This is a genomic window from Agrobacterium bohemicum, from assembly GCF_002896715.1.
GTDB lineage: Bacteria > Pseudomonadota > Alphaproteobacteria > Rhizobiales > Rhizobiaceae > Agrobacterium > Agrobacterium bohemicum.
Window position 1 is genome coordinate 63,557 of the sequence record NZ_PGEL01000019.1, and the last position, 19,922, is coordinate 83,478.

General features: G+C 56.9%; 15 protein-coding genes and 6 pseudogenes. 10 read left to right on the forward strand and 11 right to left on the reverse strand.

Annotation, left to right across the window (positions count from 1 at the left end):
* The first annotated feature begins 8 nt into the window (after positions 1-8).
* From CUC55_RS04800 to CUC55_RS04810, 3 genes are all read left to right on the forward strand, one after another.
* Positions 9-1,676 carry an ABC transporter ATP-binding protein gene (locus CUC55_RS04800; protein WP_103087126.1) on the forward strand — a complete coding sequence of 556 codons (1,668 nt, stop codon included), beginning with the start codon at positions 9-11 and terminating at the stop codon, positions 1,674-1,676.
* 19 nt (positions 1,677-1,695) lie between these two features.
* Positions 1,696-3,066, forward strand: a complete 1,371-nt coding sequence (gene melA, locus CUC55_RS04805) for an alpha-glucosidase/alpha-galactosidase (protein ID WP_103087127.1) — start codon at positions 1,696-1,698, stop codon at positions 3,064-3,066.
* A gap of 58 nt (positions 3,067-3,124) precedes the next feature.
* Entirely contained in the window at positions 3,125-3,382 is a 258-nt protein-coding gene (locus CUC55_RS04810) for a hypothetical protein (protein WP_157940917.1), read from the forward strand.
* On the opposite strand, the gene CUC55_RS04815 is transcribed toward CUC55_RS04810, so the two are convergent.
* The 6 genes from CUC55_RS04815 to pobA all read right to left on the reverse strand — a co-directional run bounded on the left by CUC55_RS04815 (position 3,379) and on the right by pobA (position 9,246).
* The gene (locus tag CUC55_RS04815; RefSeq protein ID WP_103087128.1) at positions 3,379-4,107 is read right to left on the reverse strand and encodes an ABC transporter ATP-binding protein; all 729 of its coding nucleotides are present in this window, start codon (positions 4,105-4,107) and stop codon (positions 3,379-3,381) included. The two genes, CUC55_RS04810 and CUC55_RS04815, sit on opposite strands and share 4 nt — an antisense overlap.
* On the reverse strand, positions 4,088-4,852 hold the full coding sequence (locus CUC55_RS04820) for an ABC transporter ATP-binding protein (protein ID WP_103087129.1): 765 nt from the start codon (positions 4,850-4,852) through the stop codon (positions 4,088-4,090). The genes CUC55_RS04815 and CUC55_RS04820 overlap by 20 nt, the downstream gene beginning before the upstream one ends.
* Positions 4,849-5,853: a branched-chain amino acid ABC transporter permease gene (locus CUC55_RS04825; RefSeq protein WP_067653128.1), complete on the reverse strand. Its 1,005-nt coding sequence runs from the start codon at positions 5,851-5,853 to the stop codon at positions 4,849-4,851. Before CUC55_RS04825 ends, CUC55_RS04820 begins: the two co-directional genes overlap by 4 nt.
* Positions 5,854-5,870: 17 nt before the next feature.
* The gene (locus CUC55_RS04830; RefSeq protein ID WP_103087130.1) at positions 5,871-6,734 is read right to left on the reverse strand and encodes a branched-chain amino acid ABC transporter permease; all 864 of its coding nucleotides are present in this window, start codon (positions 6,732-6,734) and stop codon (positions 5,871-5,873) included.
* A gap of 64 nt (positions 6,735-6,798) precedes the next feature.
* Entirely contained in the window at positions 6,799-7,971 is a 1,173-nt protein-coding gene (locus CUC55_RS04835) for an ABC transporter substrate-binding protein (RefSeq protein WP_103087131.1), read from the reverse strand.
* A 102-nt stretch (positions 7,972-8,073) separates the two neighbouring features.
* Positions 8,074-9,246 (reverse strand): 4-hydroxybenzoate 3-monooxygenase, encoded by a 1,173-nt coding sequence (gene pobA, locus CUC55_RS04840; RefSeq protein WP_103087132.1) that lies wholly within the window; start codon positions 9,244-9,246, stop codon positions 8,074-8,076.
* A gap of 114 nt (positions 9,247-9,360) precedes the next feature.
* Between pobA and CUC55_RS04845 the strand changes: the two are divergent.
* Positions 9,361-10,239, forward strand: a pseudogene (locus CUC55_RS04845) (helix-turn-helix domain-containing protein); the annotation flags it as partial.
* A 426-nt stretch (positions 10,240-10,665) separates the two neighbouring features.
* Here CUC55_RS04845 and CUC55_RS04855 read toward each other — a convergent pair.
* Together CUC55_RS04855 and CUC55_RS04860 are read right to left on the reverse strand one after the other, a co-directional pair.
* Positions 10,666-10,908 (reverse strand): annotated as a pseudogene (locus tag CUC55_RS04855) (antitoxin PaaA2 family protein); the annotation flags it as partial.
* A 297-nt stretch (positions 10,909-11,205) separates the two neighbouring features.
* A complete protein-coding gene (locus CUC55_RS04860) occupies positions 11,206-11,961 on the reverse strand; it encodes an SDR family NAD(P)-dependent oxidoreductase (protein ID WP_067652953.1) in 756 nt (251 codons plus the stop codon).
* Positions 11,962-12,111: 150 nt separating this feature from the next.
* On the opposite strand from CUC55_RS04860, the gene CUC55_RS04865 reads away from it, so the two are divergent.
* From CUC55_RS04865 to ku, 3 genes and pseudogenes are all read left to right on the forward strand, one after another.
* Positions 12,112-12,990, forward strand: a complete 879-nt coding sequence (locus tag CUC55_RS04865; RefSeq protein WP_067653133.1) for an AraC family transcriptional regulator — start codon at positions 12,112-12,114, stop codon at positions 12,988-12,990.
* A gap of 268 nt (positions 12,991-13,258) precedes the next feature.
* Positions 13,259-13,537, forward strand: a pseudogene (locus tag CUC55_RS04870) (hypothetical protein); the annotation flags it as partial.
* A pseudogene (gene ku, locus CUC55_RS04875) lies at positions 13,504-14,293 on the forward strand (non-homologous end joining protein Ku). The pseudogenes CUC55_RS04870 and ku, both read left to right, overlap by 34 nt.
* A gap of 56 nt (positions 14,294-14,349) precedes the next feature.
* Here ku and CUC55_RS04880 read toward each other — a convergent pair.
* The 3 genes and pseudogenes from CUC55_RS04880 to CUC55_RS23130 form a co-directional block, all read right to left on the reverse strand.
* On the reverse strand, positions 14,350-14,946 hold the full coding sequence (locus tag CUC55_RS04880; protein ID WP_067652957.1) for an alpha/beta hydrolase: 597 nt from the start codon (positions 14,944-14,946) through the stop codon (positions 14,350-14,352).
* 155 nt (positions 14,947-15,101) lie between these two features.
* Complete coding sequence (locus CUC55_RS04885) at positions 15,102-15,551, reverse strand: DUF892 family protein (protein ID WP_067652959.1); 450 nt, start codon at positions 15,549-15,551, stop codon at positions 15,102-15,104.
* Positions 15,552-16,875: 1,324 nt separating this feature from the next.
* Positions 16,876-16,988: pseudogene (locus CUC55_RS23130) on the reverse strand (haloacid dehalogenase-like hydrolase); the annotation flags it as partial.
* On the opposite strand from CUC55_RS23130, the gene CUC55_RS22850 reads away from it, so the two are divergent.
* The 3 genes and pseudogenes from CUC55_RS22850 to CUC55_RS04935 all read left to right on the forward strand — a co-directional run bounded on the left by CUC55_RS22850 (position 16,978) and on the right by CUC55_RS04935 (position 19,561).
* Positions 16,978-17,190, forward strand: coding sequence for a hypothetical protein (locus CUC55_RS22850; protein WP_170063822.1), 213 nt, complete (start codon positions 16,978-16,980; stop codon positions 17,188-17,190). The pseudogene CUC55_RS23130 and the gene CUC55_RS22850 overlap by 11 nt on opposite strands.
* Before the next feature lie 94 nt (positions 17,191-17,284).
* A pseudogene (locus CUC55_RS04920) lies at positions 17,285-18,032 on the forward strand (mechanosensitive ion channel family protein); the annotation flags it as partial.
* Positions 18,033-18,805: 773 nt separating this feature from the next.
* Positions 18,806-19,561: an exonuclease domain-containing protein gene (locus CUC55_RS04935; RefSeq protein WP_103087136.1), complete on the forward strand. Its 756-nt coding sequence runs from the start codon at positions 18,806-18,808 to the stop codon at positions 19,559-19,561.
* Positions 19,562-19,922: the final 361 nt, after the last annotated feature.

Below are 19,922 nucleotides of genomic sequence, written 5' to 3' on the forward strand. Positions count from 1 at the left end.
AGACTGGAATGGTTACGTCCTCGTTGGCATCTTTCGCGCCTGATGAACGCTTCGACCATGCATCACGCCAGGATGCGCCTATCATCGATGCGCGCAATATCGCGGTCAATTTCAAAGTCGAGCACGGCACCGTAGATGCTGTTAAAGGCGTATCCTTCCAACTCTATCGCGGCGAAACCATCGCCATCGTCGGGGAATCTGGTTCCGGAAAATCCGTCACGGCGCGGACCGTCATGGGACTTTTGTCGAAACGTGCTGTCGTTTCAAGTGCAGCCTCTGTGTCTTATGACGGCNAAAACATTCTAAAGTTACCGGAGCGGGCACGCAGGGCAATGCGTGGCAACCGTCTGGCGATGATCTTTCAAGAGCCGATGAGTTCGCTCAACCCGATCTACACAATTGGTAGCCAAATCGTTGAAGCAATCCGCGTTCACAACAGAATGGGCCGCAAGCAAGCTGAAGCGCGTGCGCTGGAACTGCTCAAACAAGTTCATATTCCAGATCCGGAAGCGCGGCTGAAGCAATATCCGCATCAACTATCCGGCGGCCAGCGTCAACGTGTGATGATCGCGATGGCCTTGTCGAACGACCCTGACGTCCTGATTGCTGACGAGCCAACGACGGCATTGGATGTGACGGTGCAGGCACAAATCCTCAACCTCGTTAGAGAGTTACAGCAAGCACGCGGCATGGCCGTCGTTCTCATCACGCACGATCTGACCATCGTTCGGAAANTTTCCGATTATGNTTACGTCATGCAGCATGGCGAGGTGCGGGAGCACAATACCACGGAAGAGATCTTCACCAACCCGCGGCACGCCTACACAAAGAAGCTTCTCAATTCCGAGCCACAAGGACACGCTCACCCCCTGCCCTCCGGCTCCACAATGTTGCTGGAAGCTAATGACGTGCGCGTGTCCTTCATGTTGCGCCATGGCGGTTTGTTCAAACCGCAACTGAGGGAACTTATTGCTGTCGATAGCCTAGGGTTGACGCTGCGCAGACACGAAACGCTTGGGATTGTGGGAGAGTCAGGGTCGGGAAAGACGACCTTCGGACAATCATTGCTCCGGCTGAATGAACCCGAGGGTGGTCGCATTCTGTTTGACAATGAACCGATCCATGGNAAATCACGTGCGCAAATGCGCCCCTTACGGTCGCGCATGCAAGTTGTGTTTCAGGACCCATTTTCATCTCTCAATCCTCGTATGACCATCGGCCAGATCATCGAGGAAGGACTTGTCGTCAACGGGTTGGGAGCGAACAAGGCGGAGCGGCTGGAGCGGGTCTGCGATGCGCTGAACGCCTCCGGAATGCCAACCAATATTCTCTCACGTTTTCCTCATGAGTTTTCTGGCGGCCAGCGCCAGCGAATCGCGATTGCACGTGCCATTGCGCTAGAGCCGGAATTCATCCTGCTGGATGAACCGACATCGGCGCTCGACCTTTCGGTTCAGTCCCAGATCATCGCCCTGCTGCGCAAGCTACAGGATGAGAAAGGCCTGAGTTACCTGTTTATCTCGCATGATCTGAAAGTGGTGCGCGCACTCTGCCATCGCGTCATCGTCATGCAAAACGGTCGGATTGTGGAGGAAGGACCAGTGGAAGACGTACTGGCAAATCCCCAGACCGCCTACACGCAACGGCTCGTTAAAGCCGCATTCGAAATCGCCTGAATTGCTATCGGAGACAGAGATGACAAAAGACCCAAGGATCACCTTTATCGGCGCTGGATCAACGGTGTTTATGNAAAACATCATCGGCGATGTGCTTCAACGCCCTGCTCTTTCCGGTGCGAAGATTGCACTCATGGACATCAACCCGCAACGGTTGGAAGAAAGCGCAATTGTCGCCAACAAGCTGATTTCAACGTTGGGCGCAAAAGCGACCGTTGAAACCCATACAGATCAACGCAAGGCGCTCAGCGGCGCGGATTTTGTCGTTGTCGCATTCCAGATCGGCGGGTACGAGCCTTGCACGGTAACAGACTTTGAACTGCCCAAGAAATATGGCCTGCGACAGACCATTGCAGATACGCTCGGTGTGGGCGGTATCATGCGCGGCTTACGTACCGTGCCGCATTTATGGAAGATTTGCGAGGACATGCTTGCCGTCTGCCCCCATGCGATCATGCTGCAATATGTAAATCCGATGGCGATCAATACCTGGGCGATTGCTGNAAAATACCCGACAATCCGTCAGGTCGGGCTTTGCCATTCTGTGCAGGGAACGGCCATGGAATTGGCAGAAGACCTTGAAATTCCCTACGACGAGATTCGCTATCGCTCTGCCGGTATCAACCACATGGCATTCTTTCTGGAATTTGAACATCGCCAGCCAGACGGCAGCTACCGTAATCTCTATCCGGACCTTTTTCGCGCCTACCGCGAAGGCCGCGCACCGAAACCCGGCTGGAATCCACGATGCGTCAACAAGGTGCGTTATGAGATGCTGACCCGGCTTGGCTACTTCGTGACCGAGAGCTCCGAGCATTTTGCTGAGTACACGCCCTATTTTATCAAGGAAGGGCGCGACGATCTTATAAAAAAGTTCGGCATTCCTCTGGATGAGTACCCAAAACGCTGCATTGAACAGATCGAAAAGTGGAGGGGCCAAACCACGACCTACCGTTCTGCAGATAAGATAGAGGTCAAGAAGTCGAAGGAATATGCGTCATCGATTATCAACTCGGTATGGACCGGTGAGCCGTCGGTCATCTATGGCAACCTGCGCAATAATGGCTGCATCACGTCGCTGCCAGCCAACTGTGCGGCAGAGGTACCCTGCCTTGTCGACCACAACGGCATTCAGCCAACCTTCATTGGCGACCTCCCACCGCAACTGACGGCACTGATGCGCACCAACATCAACGTGCAGGAACTGACCGTCGCTGCACTGATGACCGAGAACAGGGAACATATTTTCCACGCGGCCATGCTGGACCCGCATACTGCGGCTGAACTGGACCTCGATCAGATTTGGTCACTGGTCGACGAACTGCTCGTTGCACATCGCGACTGGTTGCCTGAGTGGACAAGTGGGAAGGGAAAGATGCGCGCTGCCTAGTAAGGCTCGTTAAAGCAAGAATTGTTTACTGATAGTGTTGATCATCTGTGCGATGCAGGTGAGCAGGCTCCAATCTGGAGACGGCGACTTCTCGCCGTCTCCAGATCAGGTCAAATCAATCGAGCAGTTCTGCAGTCACCTTACGGCGGTCAGTCACGCGTTTTTCCATATGGTGGCCAATTGGCAGTTGTTGGCCCGCGACGAATACGAGCGGGAGCAGCTTCTCGGTGGAATCCGCGACGTCCAAGGCGCTGGCAAGCTGACCAGTCCATACATCGCCACGGGATATCGCCTCGCGCCAAATAGGGACGCCTAGGCCTCCTCGCTCAAAAGCCCACCGACTCCAAGAAGTCGCTCCACCGTGTCATGCTCCCCGGCAAGCGCCTTTGGCGTTCCGCTCCAGGCCAACCTGCCGCGTTCGAGAATGATCACCTGCTCGGCGAAGTCCAGCGCGCTCTGGATGCGTTGTTCGACCAGAAGGATCGTCATGTCGCCCGTCTTGGCAAGATCGGTGAAGGCCAGCATCAGTTCCTCGCAAATGACCGGAGCCAGCCCTTCCAGCGGTTCGTCCAGCAGGAGAACTGACGGGCGGCCGAGGATGGAGCGGGCGGTGGACAACATTTGCTGCTCGCCCCCCGACAACTGGTTGCCAAGATTGCGACGCCGCTCCTTGAGGCGCGGAAACATCTGGTAAGCCTCTTCCAACGCCGATTTCGGCCGTCCTTTCAGGCCAACGAACAGGNTTTCCTCGACAGTGAGCGTCGGAAACACGCAACGCGCCTGCGGCACATAACCGAGGCCCGCATGAGCTCTCGAAGCGCTCGGTGACGTCGTGATGTCCGTGCCGCCAAGCCGGATGCGTCCGTCGTATCGTTTGGTCTGGCCGGCGAATGTGGCGAGCAAGGTCGTTTTGCCCATACCGTTTCGGCCAAGCACGGCAAAGCGCTGGCCAGCAGGAACGGAGAAGGAGACGTTTTCCAGCACCTTCGTCTGGCCGTATCCGGCGGAGAGGTTTTCGACCTCAAGCGATGTGGCTGGCATCGGCATAGCTCCCTAGATACGCTTCCCGCACGCGGGCATCCTTGGTGACATCGACTGGCAGGCCGTCAAAGATGACGGCTCCCGCCGCCAGAACGATGACCCGNTTTGCAAACCGGAAGACCAGATCCATGTCGTGCTCGATCATCAGCACCGCGAGATCTGCGGGCAAGTCCGCAAGGGCATGTTCGATACGGCCGGTGTCACTTTGCGGCACGCCGGCGGCCGGTTCGTCGAGAAGCAGGACTTTCGGTTTTAACGCGAGTGCCATGGCAAGTTCCAGCAGGCGCTGCTGTCCGTAGGCAATCTCACTGACCCGGCGGTGCGCAAGATCGGCGAGACCGAGCTTTCCGAGCAGTGCCGAGACTTCAGCCATGACATCGGGCATCGTCAGNAAATTGCCGAACAAGCGGGTCGCGTGGCCGTCACGCTGCAGCACTGCAAGCGCCACATGTTCGGCAGGCGTCATGTCCTGGAAGAGCCGGGTGACCTGAAAGGAGCGCACGAGACCACGCCTGACGCGGCCCGTCGGGCCAATTTTCGTAACGGTCTCACCATTGAGTCGAACATCTCCCGAGTTCGGCTGCAGATTGCCAGTGACGAGATTGACGAAGGTGGTCTTACCCGCGCCATTCGGTCCGATCAGGGCGACACGGTCGCCCGGCATCATGGAAAGCGAAACGTTGTCGGTGACCGTCAGGCCACCAAACGTCTTTTTAAGATTGTTGACCTCGAAAACCGCGCTCATGGCTTCGCCTCCCTGCGACGCGAAACGTAGTTGGCGGCAGTTCCGTAAAGCCCCTTCGGGGCGAACAGGACGACGGCGATGAGCAACGCGCCGACCATCGTCAGCCAGTGAAAGGGGTTAGCGGCCGAAACGTAATCCTCAAACAGCATGAAGATCAGCGTTCCAGTCAAGGCACCGAACAGCGACCCGGTCCCGCCAAGCACCAGCATGACCAGCGCCTCCGCTGACTGCGTGAAGGATAGCGTATCGAGCGCAACGACCTGCGTCGAGATGGCATTCAACGCACCGCCGAGCCCCGCCACAGCGCCTGAGATGACATACATCCTGATCAGTACGGAGCTAGGAGACGCGCCCATCGCGCGTATTCGCAGAGTATCCTGGCGAACACCGCGGCTGAGCATACCGAAAGGCGAGCGAACGAGTATCCTCAGAAGAACAAATACGATCAACAGAAGGACCACACCGAAAACATAGCCCGTCTGACCGTAGAGGTCGAACTCGAACATGCCGAAAACAGGGTCGGGTGCGATGCCCGCAAGCCCGTCACTNCCCCCGGTCCAGGATGACATCTTGTTGGCAAGCTCGTGAAACAGGTGGATAAGTGCGATCGACAAGACGAGTTGCGGCAATCCGTGGGCGCGGAGCATGATCGCACCGCAAAGCAGGCCGGAAACGGCACCGCCGACGAGACCGGCCAATGTCATCAGTAACGGATCATTGATACCGTAATGGGCTGAAAGGATACCGGCGGCATAAGCACCCGATCCAAACAGCGCGGCATGGCCAAGTGTTGCTACGCCGCAATATCCGGTAACGAGATCGAGCGCCAGCACGAGAAACGCGATCGCGAGGATACGCGTGAGCAGCGCCAGATTGTCTGGGAACAGCAGATAGCCGATTACGGCCGCAACCACGATCACGGTGATGCCGATCAGGTCGCGCACCAGAGCGCTGCGTGTTTTGGCGCCTAGGAAGATGTCGTTGTTCACGTTGGAGGTCATTGCAACAGTCTCCTTCATCATTTCGCTCTTCCGGCAAGGNCGCGCGGAAACACGCAGATGATCGCGATCACCGCGAGGTAGAAGAAGAACTCGCCGAATTCCGGCATCAGGTAGCGCCCGGTCGTGTCGATCGCGCCCAACAGCAGACAGGCCGCGAGTGCGCCGGGAATGGATCCTGCACCGCCTACGGAGACGACGACAAGGAACGTCACCATATAGCGAAGCGCATAATAGGGCTCGACCGGCAAAAGCTCCGCACCGACGACCCCGCCGAATGCTGCGAGACCCACCGCGATGGCGAAGCTCATGGCGTAAATGATCTCGGTGCGGACACCAAGTGCGGCGGCCATAGCGGCGTCATCCACAGACGCCCGTACCTTGACCCCGAAATTGGTCCTTTCGATTGCAAACCAAAGACCGAGCGCCACGACGAGGCCGCAGACGATAGCAAAGAGACGGTGGACGGAAATGCTACGAAAGCCGAGGTCGGCGGCACCTTGCAGCGGGCCAGCCAGCGGGATGGTCTTCAGCGTCGGTCCCATGACATAGTTGGCAATGCCGATGACACAAAAGGTGATGCCAATCGTCATCAGAACCTGCGTTAATTCANGGGCGCCATAGATGCGGCGGTAGAGAAACCGCTCGATCGGGATGGCGATGATGATCGTAAGCACGACAGCCGCTATCACTGCGACGGAATATCCGAGACCGAGATCGCGCGCCACATAGGACGCGATGTAACCGCCGATCATGGCGAAGGCGCCATGTGCCAGATTGACGACGCGCATCAATCCCATCGTCACCGAAAGGCCGATGGAAATGACGAACAGCACCATGCCATAGGCAAGGGCATCAATGGCTATGCTGAAGACTGTCTGCATGAATTAATCCTGCTCAAATCGGCGGGTCATGGACCCACCGATGCTTCGAGGTTTTTCTTGAGGCTTACTTCACGGCTGCAAGGCCTGGATCGCCCTGCTTTTCGAAGGTGCGGATTTCCTTGTTCATATACGTGCCGTCGTCAGCCTTCACGACTTCGCGAAGGTAAATGTTCTGGGTAATGTGCCGGCTTTCCGGATCGATCGATACAGGTCCGCGCNGGCTGGTCCAAGATAATCCCTTGACGGCTTCGACAGCCTTTTCCGCGTCTTGCTTGCCGCCGGTCGCCTCGATCATCTTGTAAATGACATGCATACCATCGAACGCGCCGACTGCTGGGAAGGAAAGCTCCGCCTTGTTGCCGATCGCCTTGGTGGCCGCTTCGACGAACGCCTTGTTTTCTGGCGAGTCATGCGAAACCGCGTAGTGGAACGTGGTCTGGATTCCGAGTGCCGCATCACCGAGCGCCGGCAGATCGGATTCCTGCGTCAAGTCACCGGGCGCGAAGAACCTCACGCCAGCGGTTTTCAGGCCGTTGTCGTTATAGGCCTTGACGAAGCCAAGCGTGGTTGGGCCGGATGGAAGGAAGGCGAAGACGCCGTCTGCGCCAGAATCCTTGATGCGCTGCATGATCGGGCTGAAATCATTGGTGGTGAGCGGCATGCGGATGGACTGTACGACCTCGCCGCCAGCCTTCACGAAGCCCGCTTTAAACGCATTTTCTGCGTCGATGCCCGGACCGTAATCGCTGACCACGGAGATCATCTTCTTGACGCCAGCCTCGAAAGCCACGGTCGCAATAGGGGTAGACGTCTGCCAGGTGGTGAAGGACGTGCGTACGACAAGCGGGCTGGTCTTCATGATCGCAGAGGTCGCGGCATTCATGATGACCATCGGCACCTTTGCCTGCTTCAGTATGGGTGTCACCGCCATGGCATCCGGGGTGAAGTAGAACCCGGCGAGATATTGCACCTTCTCCTTGACGACCAGTTCCTGGCCAAGCGCCTTGGACTGGGCCGGATCTGCCTGCGGCACATCGCGATAGATGATCTCGACCGTGTCATCGCCGATCTTGTTGCCATTGATCGCCATATACGCATCGATCCCGGCTTTGAAGTTCTTTCCCTGCAAGGCAAACGGACCTGAGAACGGCCCTACCACCCCAATCTTGATAACCTCTGCATAAGCCGTGCCGCTGAGTGCCACGGCCGCAATGGCCGCGATAATGANTTTCCTCATGATTTATTCCTCCCTTTGTGGTGCGCACCTCCCTGGCTTTGCACCGTTTCAAATTGCATTTTTAACGCGTAACTCTGGTCTGCACACCATATCGACAGTCGGTCAGTACGGCAGACCCACATAATTTTCGGCGAGAGCTGTGGATGCTGCTTGCGAATGCGTGAGATAATCGAGTTCGGCTTCCTGGATTTTTTGGTCGAAATCGCCCGTACCGGGNAAACGATGCATCATGGTGGTCATCCACCATGAAAACCGCACGGCCTTCCACGCTCTGGCAAGAGCCTTTTCCGAGTAGGTATCAAGTCCAGCGTCCGAATGATCACTGAAATGCTCTCTCAAGCCATTGAAGAGATAGTGCACGTCGCTGGCGGCAAGGTTCAGGCCCTTTGCGCCGGTAGGCGGCACGATATGGGCCGCGTCTCCCACAAGAAACAGAGTACCGAACCGCATTGGTTCAGCAACGAAGGATCGCAGTGGTGCAATCGATTTTTCGAAGGATGGAGCGGTCAGCAGTGCTTGCGCGTGATGGACCGGAAGGCGGCGCCTCAATTCATCCCAGAACCGGTCGTCGCTCCAATCTTCGATCTTTTCGTCCAAGGGACACTGGAGATAATAGCGGCTGCGGGTTTCGGAGCGCATGGAACAGAGCGCGAATCCCCGCGGATGGTTTGCATAGACCAGTTCATGGCTGACCGGCGCGACATCGGCCAGAACACCCAGCCACCCGAAGGGATAGATCTTTTCGAATATCTTGATTGCGTCCGGTGGCACCGCCTTACGGCTTGCACCGTGGAAGCCATCGCATCCGGCGATGAAGTCACAATCCAGCCGGTGGGTCGTGCCGTCCTTTTCGTAGCTTACGGACGGAGACGCCGTTTCGAAACCGTGCAGTTGCACCTTGGAGGCGTCATAGATAGTTAACGCCCCGCCAGCTTCGCGACAATCCATCAGGTCGCGGGTAACCTCGGTCTGGCCGTATACCATAACGCGCTTGCCGCCCGTGAGTTTCGCTAGGTCGATCCGGTGGTCGCGGCCATCGAATGCGAGCGAAAAACCGTCATGTGGAAGCCCTTCAGCATGCATCCGAGCACCGGCTTTTGCCTTGTCGAGAAGTTCGACCGTGCCTTCTTCCAGCACGCCAGCGCGCACACGGCCGAGAATATACTCTTTCGACACACGATCGAGAATGACGTTATCGATGCCTGCCTCACTCAGAAGCTGACCGAGCAGAAGTCCGGATGGACCTGAACCGATGATGGCAACCTGGGTTCTCAATGCTTTCCTCCCGATTGCAGTTGATGTTTCAAGTGTGATGAGCTTCGACCGTGTCGGCAATGGACATATCAGCCGGATGCTTGCACAATCTGAACATTCAGATTGGAGGCAAATGTGATGCAGTCCGTTCCCACATATATGCTCTACGGCGAGAATACGCGCAAAGAGCCTGATTTCTGGGTGCATTGCGAAACGATTGAGTCTCGGAGCAGCCGTCATGCCTGGGAAATCCGGCTTCACCGACATGACTCCTTCTTTCAGATATTGTACCTCAAAAGCGGGTCCGGCGACGCGGTACTCGACGATCGGATTGTACCGATTCCCCCGTCCTCCGTCGTCAGCGTACCAGCCGGTTTCAATCACGGATTTCGCTTCTCGCGCGATGTGAAGGGCTTCGTTCTGACGATTCTCAATACACATCTGGGCCACGGGCATGTCGAACACGGCGGACTGCTTTTGGTACCGCAGGTCACGCGGCTCGACATCGGTCAGGCCGACGGGGCCTATGTAGCGCAGACACTGACGCGGCTTGAGGATGAGTTCAACAATCGTCGCCCCGGTCGCGGCAACCTTATGGCCGCTTACATCTCTTCGACATTACAACTGCTGACGCGAATTTCATCTGCGCAGGATGCAAGACCACCATTCGCCGCAGACAAGCGACGTCGCATCGACGCGCTTCGCGCGCTTATCCACCAGCATTTCCGCGCCCATAAGCCGGTCGCCTTCTATGCGGAAGCGTTGGACGTGTCGCTCACCCATCTCAATCGCATCGTTCGCTCGGCACTGGGATGCACGGCACACGACCTGATTGCGGAAAAACTGATGGAGCAGGCAAAGGCGCAACTGCTGNTTTCAACAGCGCCCGTCAGCGAGGTCGCAGCTCATCTGGGCTTTGCCGATCCGGCCTATTTCTCCCGCTTCTTCGTGAGCCGGGCTGGCGAACCACCCCGCGTCTGGCGGCTTCGGGAACAGGCACGTCTCGATAATAGTTNAAATGCCAAATCACCGGACAGTGAGGAGACTTCATGTAACGTGGCATTGCGACCGACCCTTCAACGGCTAAGGGCGAAAGATAAGGATGTGGAACATGCAGCGCGAGCGCGCCCCGAGCGCCAGGCATGAATGTGTTGGCCGAGTACCGCGTCTTGAACCTCTTTCCAGCGCGTGAGGCTGCCATTGAACTCAGTTCCAAGGTAACTGGCTGGAAATTTTTCGGGCCCCTCCTGAGCATCGTGAAGTACGCGTAGAATAGGAACCGCAGCTTCCGTTATCGCCTACGTTGCGACGTAAGGCGTACCGTTGATCACCAATTCGCGCGTCCCAGCAATTCTGCCCAAGGCCCATTTTCTGGAAACTCTATCAGACGACGGGCCGCTGCGTCGCGATCCGACGAGGCAAACGCAAACCACATAATCTTCACGACTTTCGCGCCACCGCTTTAAACCGCGTCGCCGCTCGGCGCTCCTGAAAATGGCCCCTAACTTCATCATCCGACATATCCGGCCGAGTGTCATTGAGCGCTTCCAGCACCTTGGCACGGAACCAAGTATCGTAAGCTTCGCTGCCTGACAGAAGTTCGAGCGGCAGAGCTCCCTCGTTGGCCGTCCATGTTGGCAATAGACGAACCTCGTCCCACACCATAAGCCCATACACGTGCAACCAATACGGAGCTTCTCAGATACTTCGGTCGAGGCTCTGGGGACGAGAGTGGAGCGGACATGAGGCATCATCGTCAATGGACGGATGCGTTTTTCAAGAGCGTAGCGCGTATGAATGGCGTTTGGGCATATCGTGGCACTCTAGCCAGAGATCGGTCATCGCCCTTCGCGAGTTGTCCTCGCGAAGGGTCGAAGGCTCCTCCCCGAGAAAGTGAATTACCATTCTAAGGATCGGAGGCTCCTTCGCCGCTCGTCATGAGAAACGCATGGACGTGTGGGCCAGATGCGGGTTCGGCTATCAGATACCTTGGCCGCCCGACACCTCGATGCGCTGGGCATTGATCCAGCGATTGCTTTCTTTAAGGAGGCTGGCAATCATCGGGCCGATGTCATCGGCAACCCCGACACGGCCGAGCGCCGTCATGTCAGCAAAGAGCTTGTTGAAGGCAGGTGTGTCGCGCACGGCACCGCCGAAGAAATCGGTTTCGATAGCGCCGGGAGCGACCGTGTTGACCGCGATGCCACGGCTGCCAAGTTCCTTGGCCATATAGATGCTGAGAACCTCGACCGCACCCTTCACTGCAGAATAAGCGGACCAGCCGGGAGCCGAAACGCGGGTCAGGCCGGAGGACAGGTTGACGATACGACCCCCGTCGGCCAGCAGCGGCAACAGCTTCTGCGTCAAGAAGAAGACACCCTTGAAGTGGACATCAACGAGGCGATCGAACTGCTCTTCCGTGGTGTCGCTTATGAGCGCGTAGTCGCCGTGACCGGCGTTGTTGACGAGCGCATCGAAGCTGTCGCGCTGCCAGACATTGACAAGCGTGGCGCGCAGCGTTCCCGCAAATGCGTCGAATGTGGCTACATTGCCAGCGTCGAGCTGAAGAGCAACCGCCTTGCGGCCGATGGCGTTGATTTCTGCGACGACAGTGTCGGCATCGTCCGAGCGGCTGTGATAGGTGACGATAACATCACCGCCGCCACGTGCAACGCTGAGGGCAGTATTGCGTCCGAGACCACGGCTACTGCCGGTGATGAGGGTAATCTTGGTCATGATATGTGTCCTTCGTGGCGGCCACTTTATTGTGGCGTGAACGATTTATCGCTGCGAACAAGGACGCGGTGTTGCCAAAAAATCGCCAAGTCTTGCCTAATCCTCCAACAGGACTAGGCGGCAGCAGAGTGGATGGCATATGGTCGCCACATGGAAACGCTATTCGATACAGTCCGCCGGTATGCCGACGCAAATGCCACCCCGGTCGGCATTGCTCCAACGCCGATCGCCGGCCTGTCAACCGTCAGAGCAACGGCACGCAGCGGCCTTGTTCACGACATATCGCGACCGCTGGTCTGTCTTGTCTTGCAGGGCGCAAAGCAGGTGACGATGGGAACGCAACAATATGCGTTTGCAGCCGGAGACACGCTCTTGATCACAGCCAACGTGCCGACTGTGAGCCAAATCACCCGTGCCAGCATCGCCTCACCTTATTACTCGCTGGTGATGGAGCTCGACCCTGCCATCATTGCCGAGCTTGCCGTGGAAATGCGTGTCGTTCTGGTGGGAGACCAAGTACCCGTGAAGGTCGGCCCCACGGACGAGGAAGTATCAGACGCAGCCTTGCGGCTTATGCGCTTGCTTGAGCGTCCCTCATCTCGTCCCGTGCTTCAGAAACAACTGATGCGCGAGATGCACTATTGGTTGCTGGCTGGGAGCCACGGTGACGCGATCCGCCGTCTCGGCATGATCGGAAGCCACGTCGAACGGGTGGCCCGCGCCGTCGCAGTACTGCGCAACGAATTCGCCGAGGCAATCGCCGTGGAACGTTTGGCATCGATCTCCGGGATGGGAATATCCTCTTTTCACCGTCATTTCCGGGACGTAACCTCTCTGTCTCCGCTTCAGTTTCAGAAACATCTTCGTCTTATCGAAGCCCGCAGACTGATGATGTCCGAGGGTGCGTCGGCAAGCATGGCTGCTTTCACGGTGGGATATGAGAGCGTGCCTCAATTCACGCGAGAATACGGTCGTCTGTTCGGCCAATCACCGATGCGGGACACTAAGGGACTGTCCTCGATAGCCTAAAGGGCGCTAATCTGTTTTAGAATACCGGGCCCTTCGAACGGCAGCACGCCCACTTGGCCCCTTGTGGTGCTCGCGGTCGACTGGCCGAAAATGGGATGCGTCGGGCTGTCGTCTCCAGCACCGCTCTGCCAGCGCGACAGTTCCTGTCCCCTCGGCCACAAGTTGACGTCTCCGGCTTACGACCATNGGCAACCTGACTGATGAACGAGTCATACCCGCGAACTCGACACCCCATATGCGCNAAATGAAATTGCGGTCGGCAAGGCTACTGGTGAAGAGCAAGATCGAGGGCAAGGCGTTGCCGAAGCGCAAGAAGGTCGAGGCCTCTAAGCCAAACGATCTGCTTGCCGCGCTTCGCGAGAGCGCTGGCTTGATGAAGGCTGCTGAGAAGCCGAAACGAACGGCGGCTAACGCGAATGCCGGAGCGAGCAAGCAGCGCGCAACACGTGGGGCGGCGAAGTTCACGTCTTCCAAGACTGCGCAACAGCGCAAGGCCGAATATGGAGACGTATCATGGCACCTCGACTATACTGCAAAGGCTATTTGAAACTGTCGCTGGTCACCTGTCCGGTGCACATGATGCCCGCAACGTTAGAATCGGAAAAGGTCCGTTTCCAAACGCTCAACAAGGAAACGGGCAGTCGCGTCGTGTCGCAATACATCGACCCGTGACAGGCAGACCTGTCAAGGACGAGAACGATGCGAAGGGATATGCGCATGGTGAGAACGACTACGTCATACTCACGGACGACGACCTCTGCAACGTTGCGCTCGACACGGTCAACACAATAGATATCCAGAAATTCGCTCCGGCTGAATCCATAGAATGGGTCTACCTGGAGAAGCCCTACTACCTTACGCCGGACGACGCGGTGGGTTACGAGGCCTTCGCCGTCACCGACAAGGCGTAAGCATCTCGAAGCTCATCATCGGGCCTCGTGAAAAGGTGATCGTCCTCGAGCCGCGCGACGGTGGCATCGTCTGTGGTCGCTTCGCTTCGGCGACGAGGTTCGGCCCCGAAGAGACGTATTTGGAAGATATAGACGACGACCCTGATCTGATCCCGCTTGCCCAAAAGCTGATCAAGCAGAAGACGGCAAGGTGGTCGCCGAACATGGTAAGCGACCCCATTCAGGAAAGCTTGCTCAAGTTGATCGCCGAAAAGAAGAAAGCACTCAAACATAAGAAAGCCTCGAAGGGCAAGAAATTAGAAGCCGCCGAGCCAAAGTCCAACGTGATCAACATCATGGACGCGCTGCGCAAGTCGGTCGCAGACGAGCTCAAGAGCCGGAAATCAGGCTGACTTGATCATTAGTTTCGCATACATCCNAAAAACAGAGGTGTCAGCGACTGCCGTTATCAAGATAAGGCATTCTGAAGAAATCGCGCCGCAGTGTCCGCCCCACTCATTGAGATCGTGTGCCCCACTCCAGGCTCGATCTCCAGTTCCACCGAGAACCCGGCCGCTCGTAACTGTCCGGCCGCCATCGTTGAAGCGACAGATGGTATAGTGCGGTCATCGGCACCATGTACAAGGAGCACAGGGGTCCGGTTGCTTTCTGGCAAGATGGATGTGGGAGGCATAAGGCCCGAGAACGCGACCACAGCGCCTACGCTCCAACGGCCAGACGCGACACCATCCAAAACCATGATTGCGCCTTGTGACACACCCACGAATGCAATGTCATGAAGTCGGTTTTCGAAGCCTTCCTGTGTGATCACGTCGCGGATCTTCCGGTCGAAACCCTCTCGTGCCTCGCGTATTCGACCAGGATCTAGCTGCATGCCATCAACTTTGAACCACAGATGGCCGCCGTACCCATTACGATATGGCGCATCCGGAGTCGCGAATACCGCTGTGGGCAGCCGAGCACTCCACGACGATGCCAAAGGTGCGAGCTGCTGGCCGGACGCGCCGATGCCGTGCAGAAAGACGATAAGGTACGATGCTGACATTTGATCTCGGTTTGAAACAAACGGAGGGCGCTCAACCCATCATGGGGGCGCCCTCGTCACCCGCGACAGCAAACGCGCAACCATCATGGTTGCTGCAGGCTACCGACATGTGGGTGGTAGTCCCTAAATGAATACCGCCCACGTANTTTTCAAGGTTACATCGACTTTGCGGTCGTTTCCATCCACGCGCGGTGTCGAAGCTCGTCCTGATGGGCGGTCAGGAAGAATGCTTTCGTGCTCGGAATGGCGTCCTCGTGTTTTGACGCACGCTCGTATGCGGTTACCGTGTCATCCTCGTTCGTCTTCATGGCTTTGAGGGTAGCGGAATCACCGAAGAGATCTGCAAGAGCGATCTTACCCGTCGTCAGCATCTGCTTCATGTCGCCTTCCGCAGGAGGTTCGATACCGATCTCTAAAGCGATCTCGTTGAGAACAGCCACGTGCTGGAGATGATCCTGCTTGAATTCATCAATCTTCGCAGCCAGCGACTTGTCGTCAAGCCGTTCGATACAGGAGTCATATGCAGCGATAGCATCATGTTCGAGATAGAGCAGATCCTTGACCAGCTTCTCGATGCTTCCTTCGTTACCAACCATGGTGACCATAAATTCTTCTCCTCGTTAATGTGGAAGCCTAGTAACCAACCGATTCCGCGAATGTTCCCGATCCGGAGCCGCTCTGTTGGCGGAGTGGCCCGTGACGCGGACGCATCGGAGCGAACTCGTTCGGATCGCGAAGAAATCCCACATCACCAGCGCTTGGGGCGCGATGCATCGCGCGTGGCGACATGAACGAGGACTGCGGTTGACAGGAGGATGCTGGATACCAACACCGCAATCGACAGCAATCCCCCGNTTGATATCTCAGCCTTTGCAGTGAGGCCTGAATCCTTAGGGAGCGACAGCGATACCTCTGCCCGCTGGCGGTCACTGAGAAAGGTTGGCCTAGCATCGATGCCATCTGCCTGATTGGAAGGTGCCTTTTCCTTATGTCTCATCCCTTGCTCTCCTGGTCTGCCTCGGCCTTGGTCGGCGAGTTGCAACTCAGAAACTCAGCGAGAGATGGTGACGTTCCGCAGTTCTTGACCAACATTACGATGACGTTGTCTGCGGCTGTTGTTGCGCCCTCTTATCCCAGCTCACAAACATCGAAGTACAGACTTACTCGGCGAACAACTTCGAGAGCCCCAAAGGCAACTCTCTTGGGACCTGGTTCTCGCACCTTCCGGTCTTGCTGCGCTTCCTCCACGCATTGGGGCTCACGGACCATGTTCTCTCCGCAGCCGTCCCGAGCCCAAGGAATTTGCGCTTTTCGGCGTTGCCAGCCTATATGAGTGGCTCGCGACTTAACTCGGTTCTGGAGGTCTGCGGTTTGTCCACGGTCTCTGCCGCAGCGACCTCTCTGTGCTTTTGCTGCTTTGGAGGCTGTGGCTGCGATGACACCGATGATCGACCAACATGTCTGTTGAGGTCGAGCCTTTGCTGCATCTGAACTTCTACAGAGGCCGTTAAACAGGCAGCTTCTTGAGGATCAGCAGCCTGTTCCCCGGCGAGAACGCGATGATCNTTTCCTGTTCCAAGGCACTCAACACCTCCATGATCTCATTTCGAGTGAAGCCAGCGTCGCCCAGAGGTAAACAGAGGTCCAAAAAATTGATCGTCTTTTCCGGCTTCGCNTTTAATGCGCGCATTCTGCTCAGCAGGGCTGCTTCGATGTCATTGAATCGGCTCATCTCGGCATCCTAGACTTACTGGGCGCAATTGTCTGCACAACGAACCAACCAGAGAGCCCACAATAGAAGTTGCCGTTGTCTCAGACAAAGCGAGGGCGCTCAACCCGTGGTCAGGGAAGCCCGTCACGTAGCCCGACGGAACATACGGTGACGTCGCGATGGGAAGCGGGAACCGTAGAAGCTGGGGCGTGCCGAACATGGACGATCATCGCGAAACCGTGACCCTTGGCTGCGGTGACCAGCGCAGCATCTCGTAGTCGCCATCGGAGTTGCCAGCTACGAAGATCGACTTTCTGCCGATGAACGCGTTCGCCCGCGTTCTTGAGGCCGTCTGTCGAGGGACGGTCGACGGGGTACCATCCGTCGGGCGTGTGCTTCTGCCACTCGCCGTTTTCGCGACGATAGACGTTCCCGTGTCGTCCGGCATAGATGTCGCCACCTTTGCCTGCGGCGACGAAGCCACGGTCTCCCGAAGAATTGCGCCAGCGCAGTACGGCTGCGTTCTGGGTTGATCCGCCACTGACCTGGCAGGGCACCGGGCGAAGTCATGGATCAATAAAAACTCCTGGGCCTGGCGAGCAAATCCCCGATGCATCGCAGGCGGTCCGCCAGGCACGACTTCGGACCCTGCTGCCGATCTTCCGCAACGTCCTCGCTGTTGGGGTCGCGGTCGTTGCTGGTCTGATCGTCCTCTCGGAACTGAGCGTCGAAATCGGACCGCTGATCGCGGGTGCTGGAATCCTTGGAGTGGGGCTTGGCTTTGGCTCGCAGACGCTGGTGAAGGACGTGATCGCCGGGATCTTCTACATGCTCGACGATGCGTACCGGGTTGGAGAGTACATCCAGGTGNAAAGCTACAAGGGAACAGTGGAAGGATTCAGCCTTCGCTCGGTACGCTTGCGTCACCACCGCGGCCCGGTATACACGGTATCGTTCGGAGAACTTGGCGCCGTTCAGAGTGGTGACTGGGGCATCGTGAAGTTCCGCATTTCCGTCAGCTACGATGCGGACGTTGAAAAGGCCAGAAAGCTCACCAAGAAGATCGGAGCCGCCCTCGCTGACGAACCAGAATTTTCGGTCCTGTTTATCGAGCCCCTGNAAATGAAGGGGGTCGAGGAGTTCGGTGACTCCGGCATGGTGCTGAGCTTCGGCATGATGCTGCGCCCGAGCGGCCTTCAGTCGATGATCCGCCGCCGCGCCAACCTCATGATCCGTGAGGCGTTCAAGGAGAACGGGATCGAGTTCGCAACTCCTTCGGTGCAGGTTGGCAGTGATGACCGGGACGGCGCGAGCCGCCTCGACCGCTGCAGCCATCCGCGCCAAACAGGGCACGGCTCCTGCTGCAGAAGTCTAGTACCTTGTATGCCCCCGCTCTTCAGCTAGCCTATCTGATAGCGTTTTCCGGTTCCGAACGTGCCATCATGACAAGCGTCTTGATATCAATACCTTGTCATCGTGTTTAGACGGTAAAGCCGGATAATTCACTTTGGCATTGAAACGGGAAGTGGGTCGGATAAAGATGGAAGATGTNAAAAATGCGCTTATAGCGCTTAAGGTGGCGCATGAATCTGCTCGGGCAGCAAGGCGAGACACGCTTGCATATCTAATTGAGGTGGCGCTCCAACAAGCTGAATATGAAATCTTGCAGGAAGAAAAAAAGCAGGCGCGGCATTGAACAAGATCGAAAACAAACCGAGGCGCAAGCGCCCGATATGGCCGTGGCTGGTATTGCTGGCTTTCACACTGTTTGCGATCTACGCGTACCTCCAGATCACGTCGGCCCTCGACGACATGATGCGGACGTGGCGGGATCTCGTCCAACTGTTCTGGTTAATCATCCCAGATAGGAAGCCTTAAGCCATAAACAAAACCCGTCGGTGAGCGGGCTAGGTTGGAACTGGTGCGCGCACTGAATACATTTCGCGCTTGCCGTCAGAGCTGCATGGCAAAAGTAAACGCTAGGTAGATGGCTACAGAAGACAACGCCGGCGGAGCAGGTAATTCAGGCTCAACCTCAAAGCCTAAAGACAATCCAGCACCCGCCAACCGCCACGCTTCCAGTTTCAGGAACTATCCGGCGTCGATTTCGCTTACCAATACTGAATTTCAAAGGAAGGTAGCATCGAAGTGTCCGAAGCCAGAGTACGCGTCATCGATCTCGAAACGGGAGGCAATGGTCCACACGACGTTTGCGAGATCGGCTGGCAGGATGTCGTCATCGACGGGTCTGGAAAGTGGGAGGTTAGCGGCGAGCGCGGTGCACTGTTCGTGAACCCGGGTCGCCCGATTTCACCCGACACCATGGCCATCCATCACATCCTGGATACCGATGTTGCGAATGCGCCGTACTGGAAGGAAATAGCATCGACTGTTCTTCGTCCACTTGGCCACATTGATGCCTTGGCAGCGCATCGAGCGGCCTTCGAGCAAAGATACTGCACGCCGCGGTTTACAGGCGGAACGCCCTGGATTTGCACCTGGAAATGCGCCTTGCGTGTCTGGCCAATGCTTCCCCGANTTTCCAACCAGATGCTGCGTTATCAACGAATGCCAACCGGGCTGGTGCACGAGGTCGGGTTACCCGCGCATAGAGCCATGCCAGACGCCTATGTTACGGCTCATCATCTCCGAGACATGTTGAACGAAACCTCGCTTGACGATTGCCTTGCATGGAGCACCGAGCCGGGTCTTCTGCCGCGCGTACCTGCAGGATCAGATCGCGGAAAATCCTGGGATCGTATCAGCACCGAAATGCTCAACGCGTTCATTACTGATCGGGATTTGGACGTGCGCTTCAGCGCACAGACTGAACTGGCCCGTCGTCGTGAAGGCAAACCGTCTCAGGATTCGGAGCCAGCGCAAGGGACACTTGGATTCAAATGAGTGAGAAGTATCTGAACACGGACGATGGTCGATATTTTGTCGTCAGAGGAAGGTTGTGGCGTCGAAGTAACCCTGGTCTGGACGAGATCACACATACGGCATTGGTGCAGGAACTGATGGCAGCTCGGAGGACCGTTCGGGACGAAAAGACATCTTCACCAGCAATGGCAGAAGCACGCNAAAGAGTGGATGCGGCAAAGGTTGCGCTCGGCGAACGCGGTCCTGTCTGGTGGGATGATGGGGCGCCGGATTTCAACCGATATTTGGCGAAGAATACTCCATACGCTACATGGTTTGCACAGTTGAAAATGGACTGAAGTGGTGGTGCCGTCCGCAGCAAGCGGGTACATCGAAAGCTCTA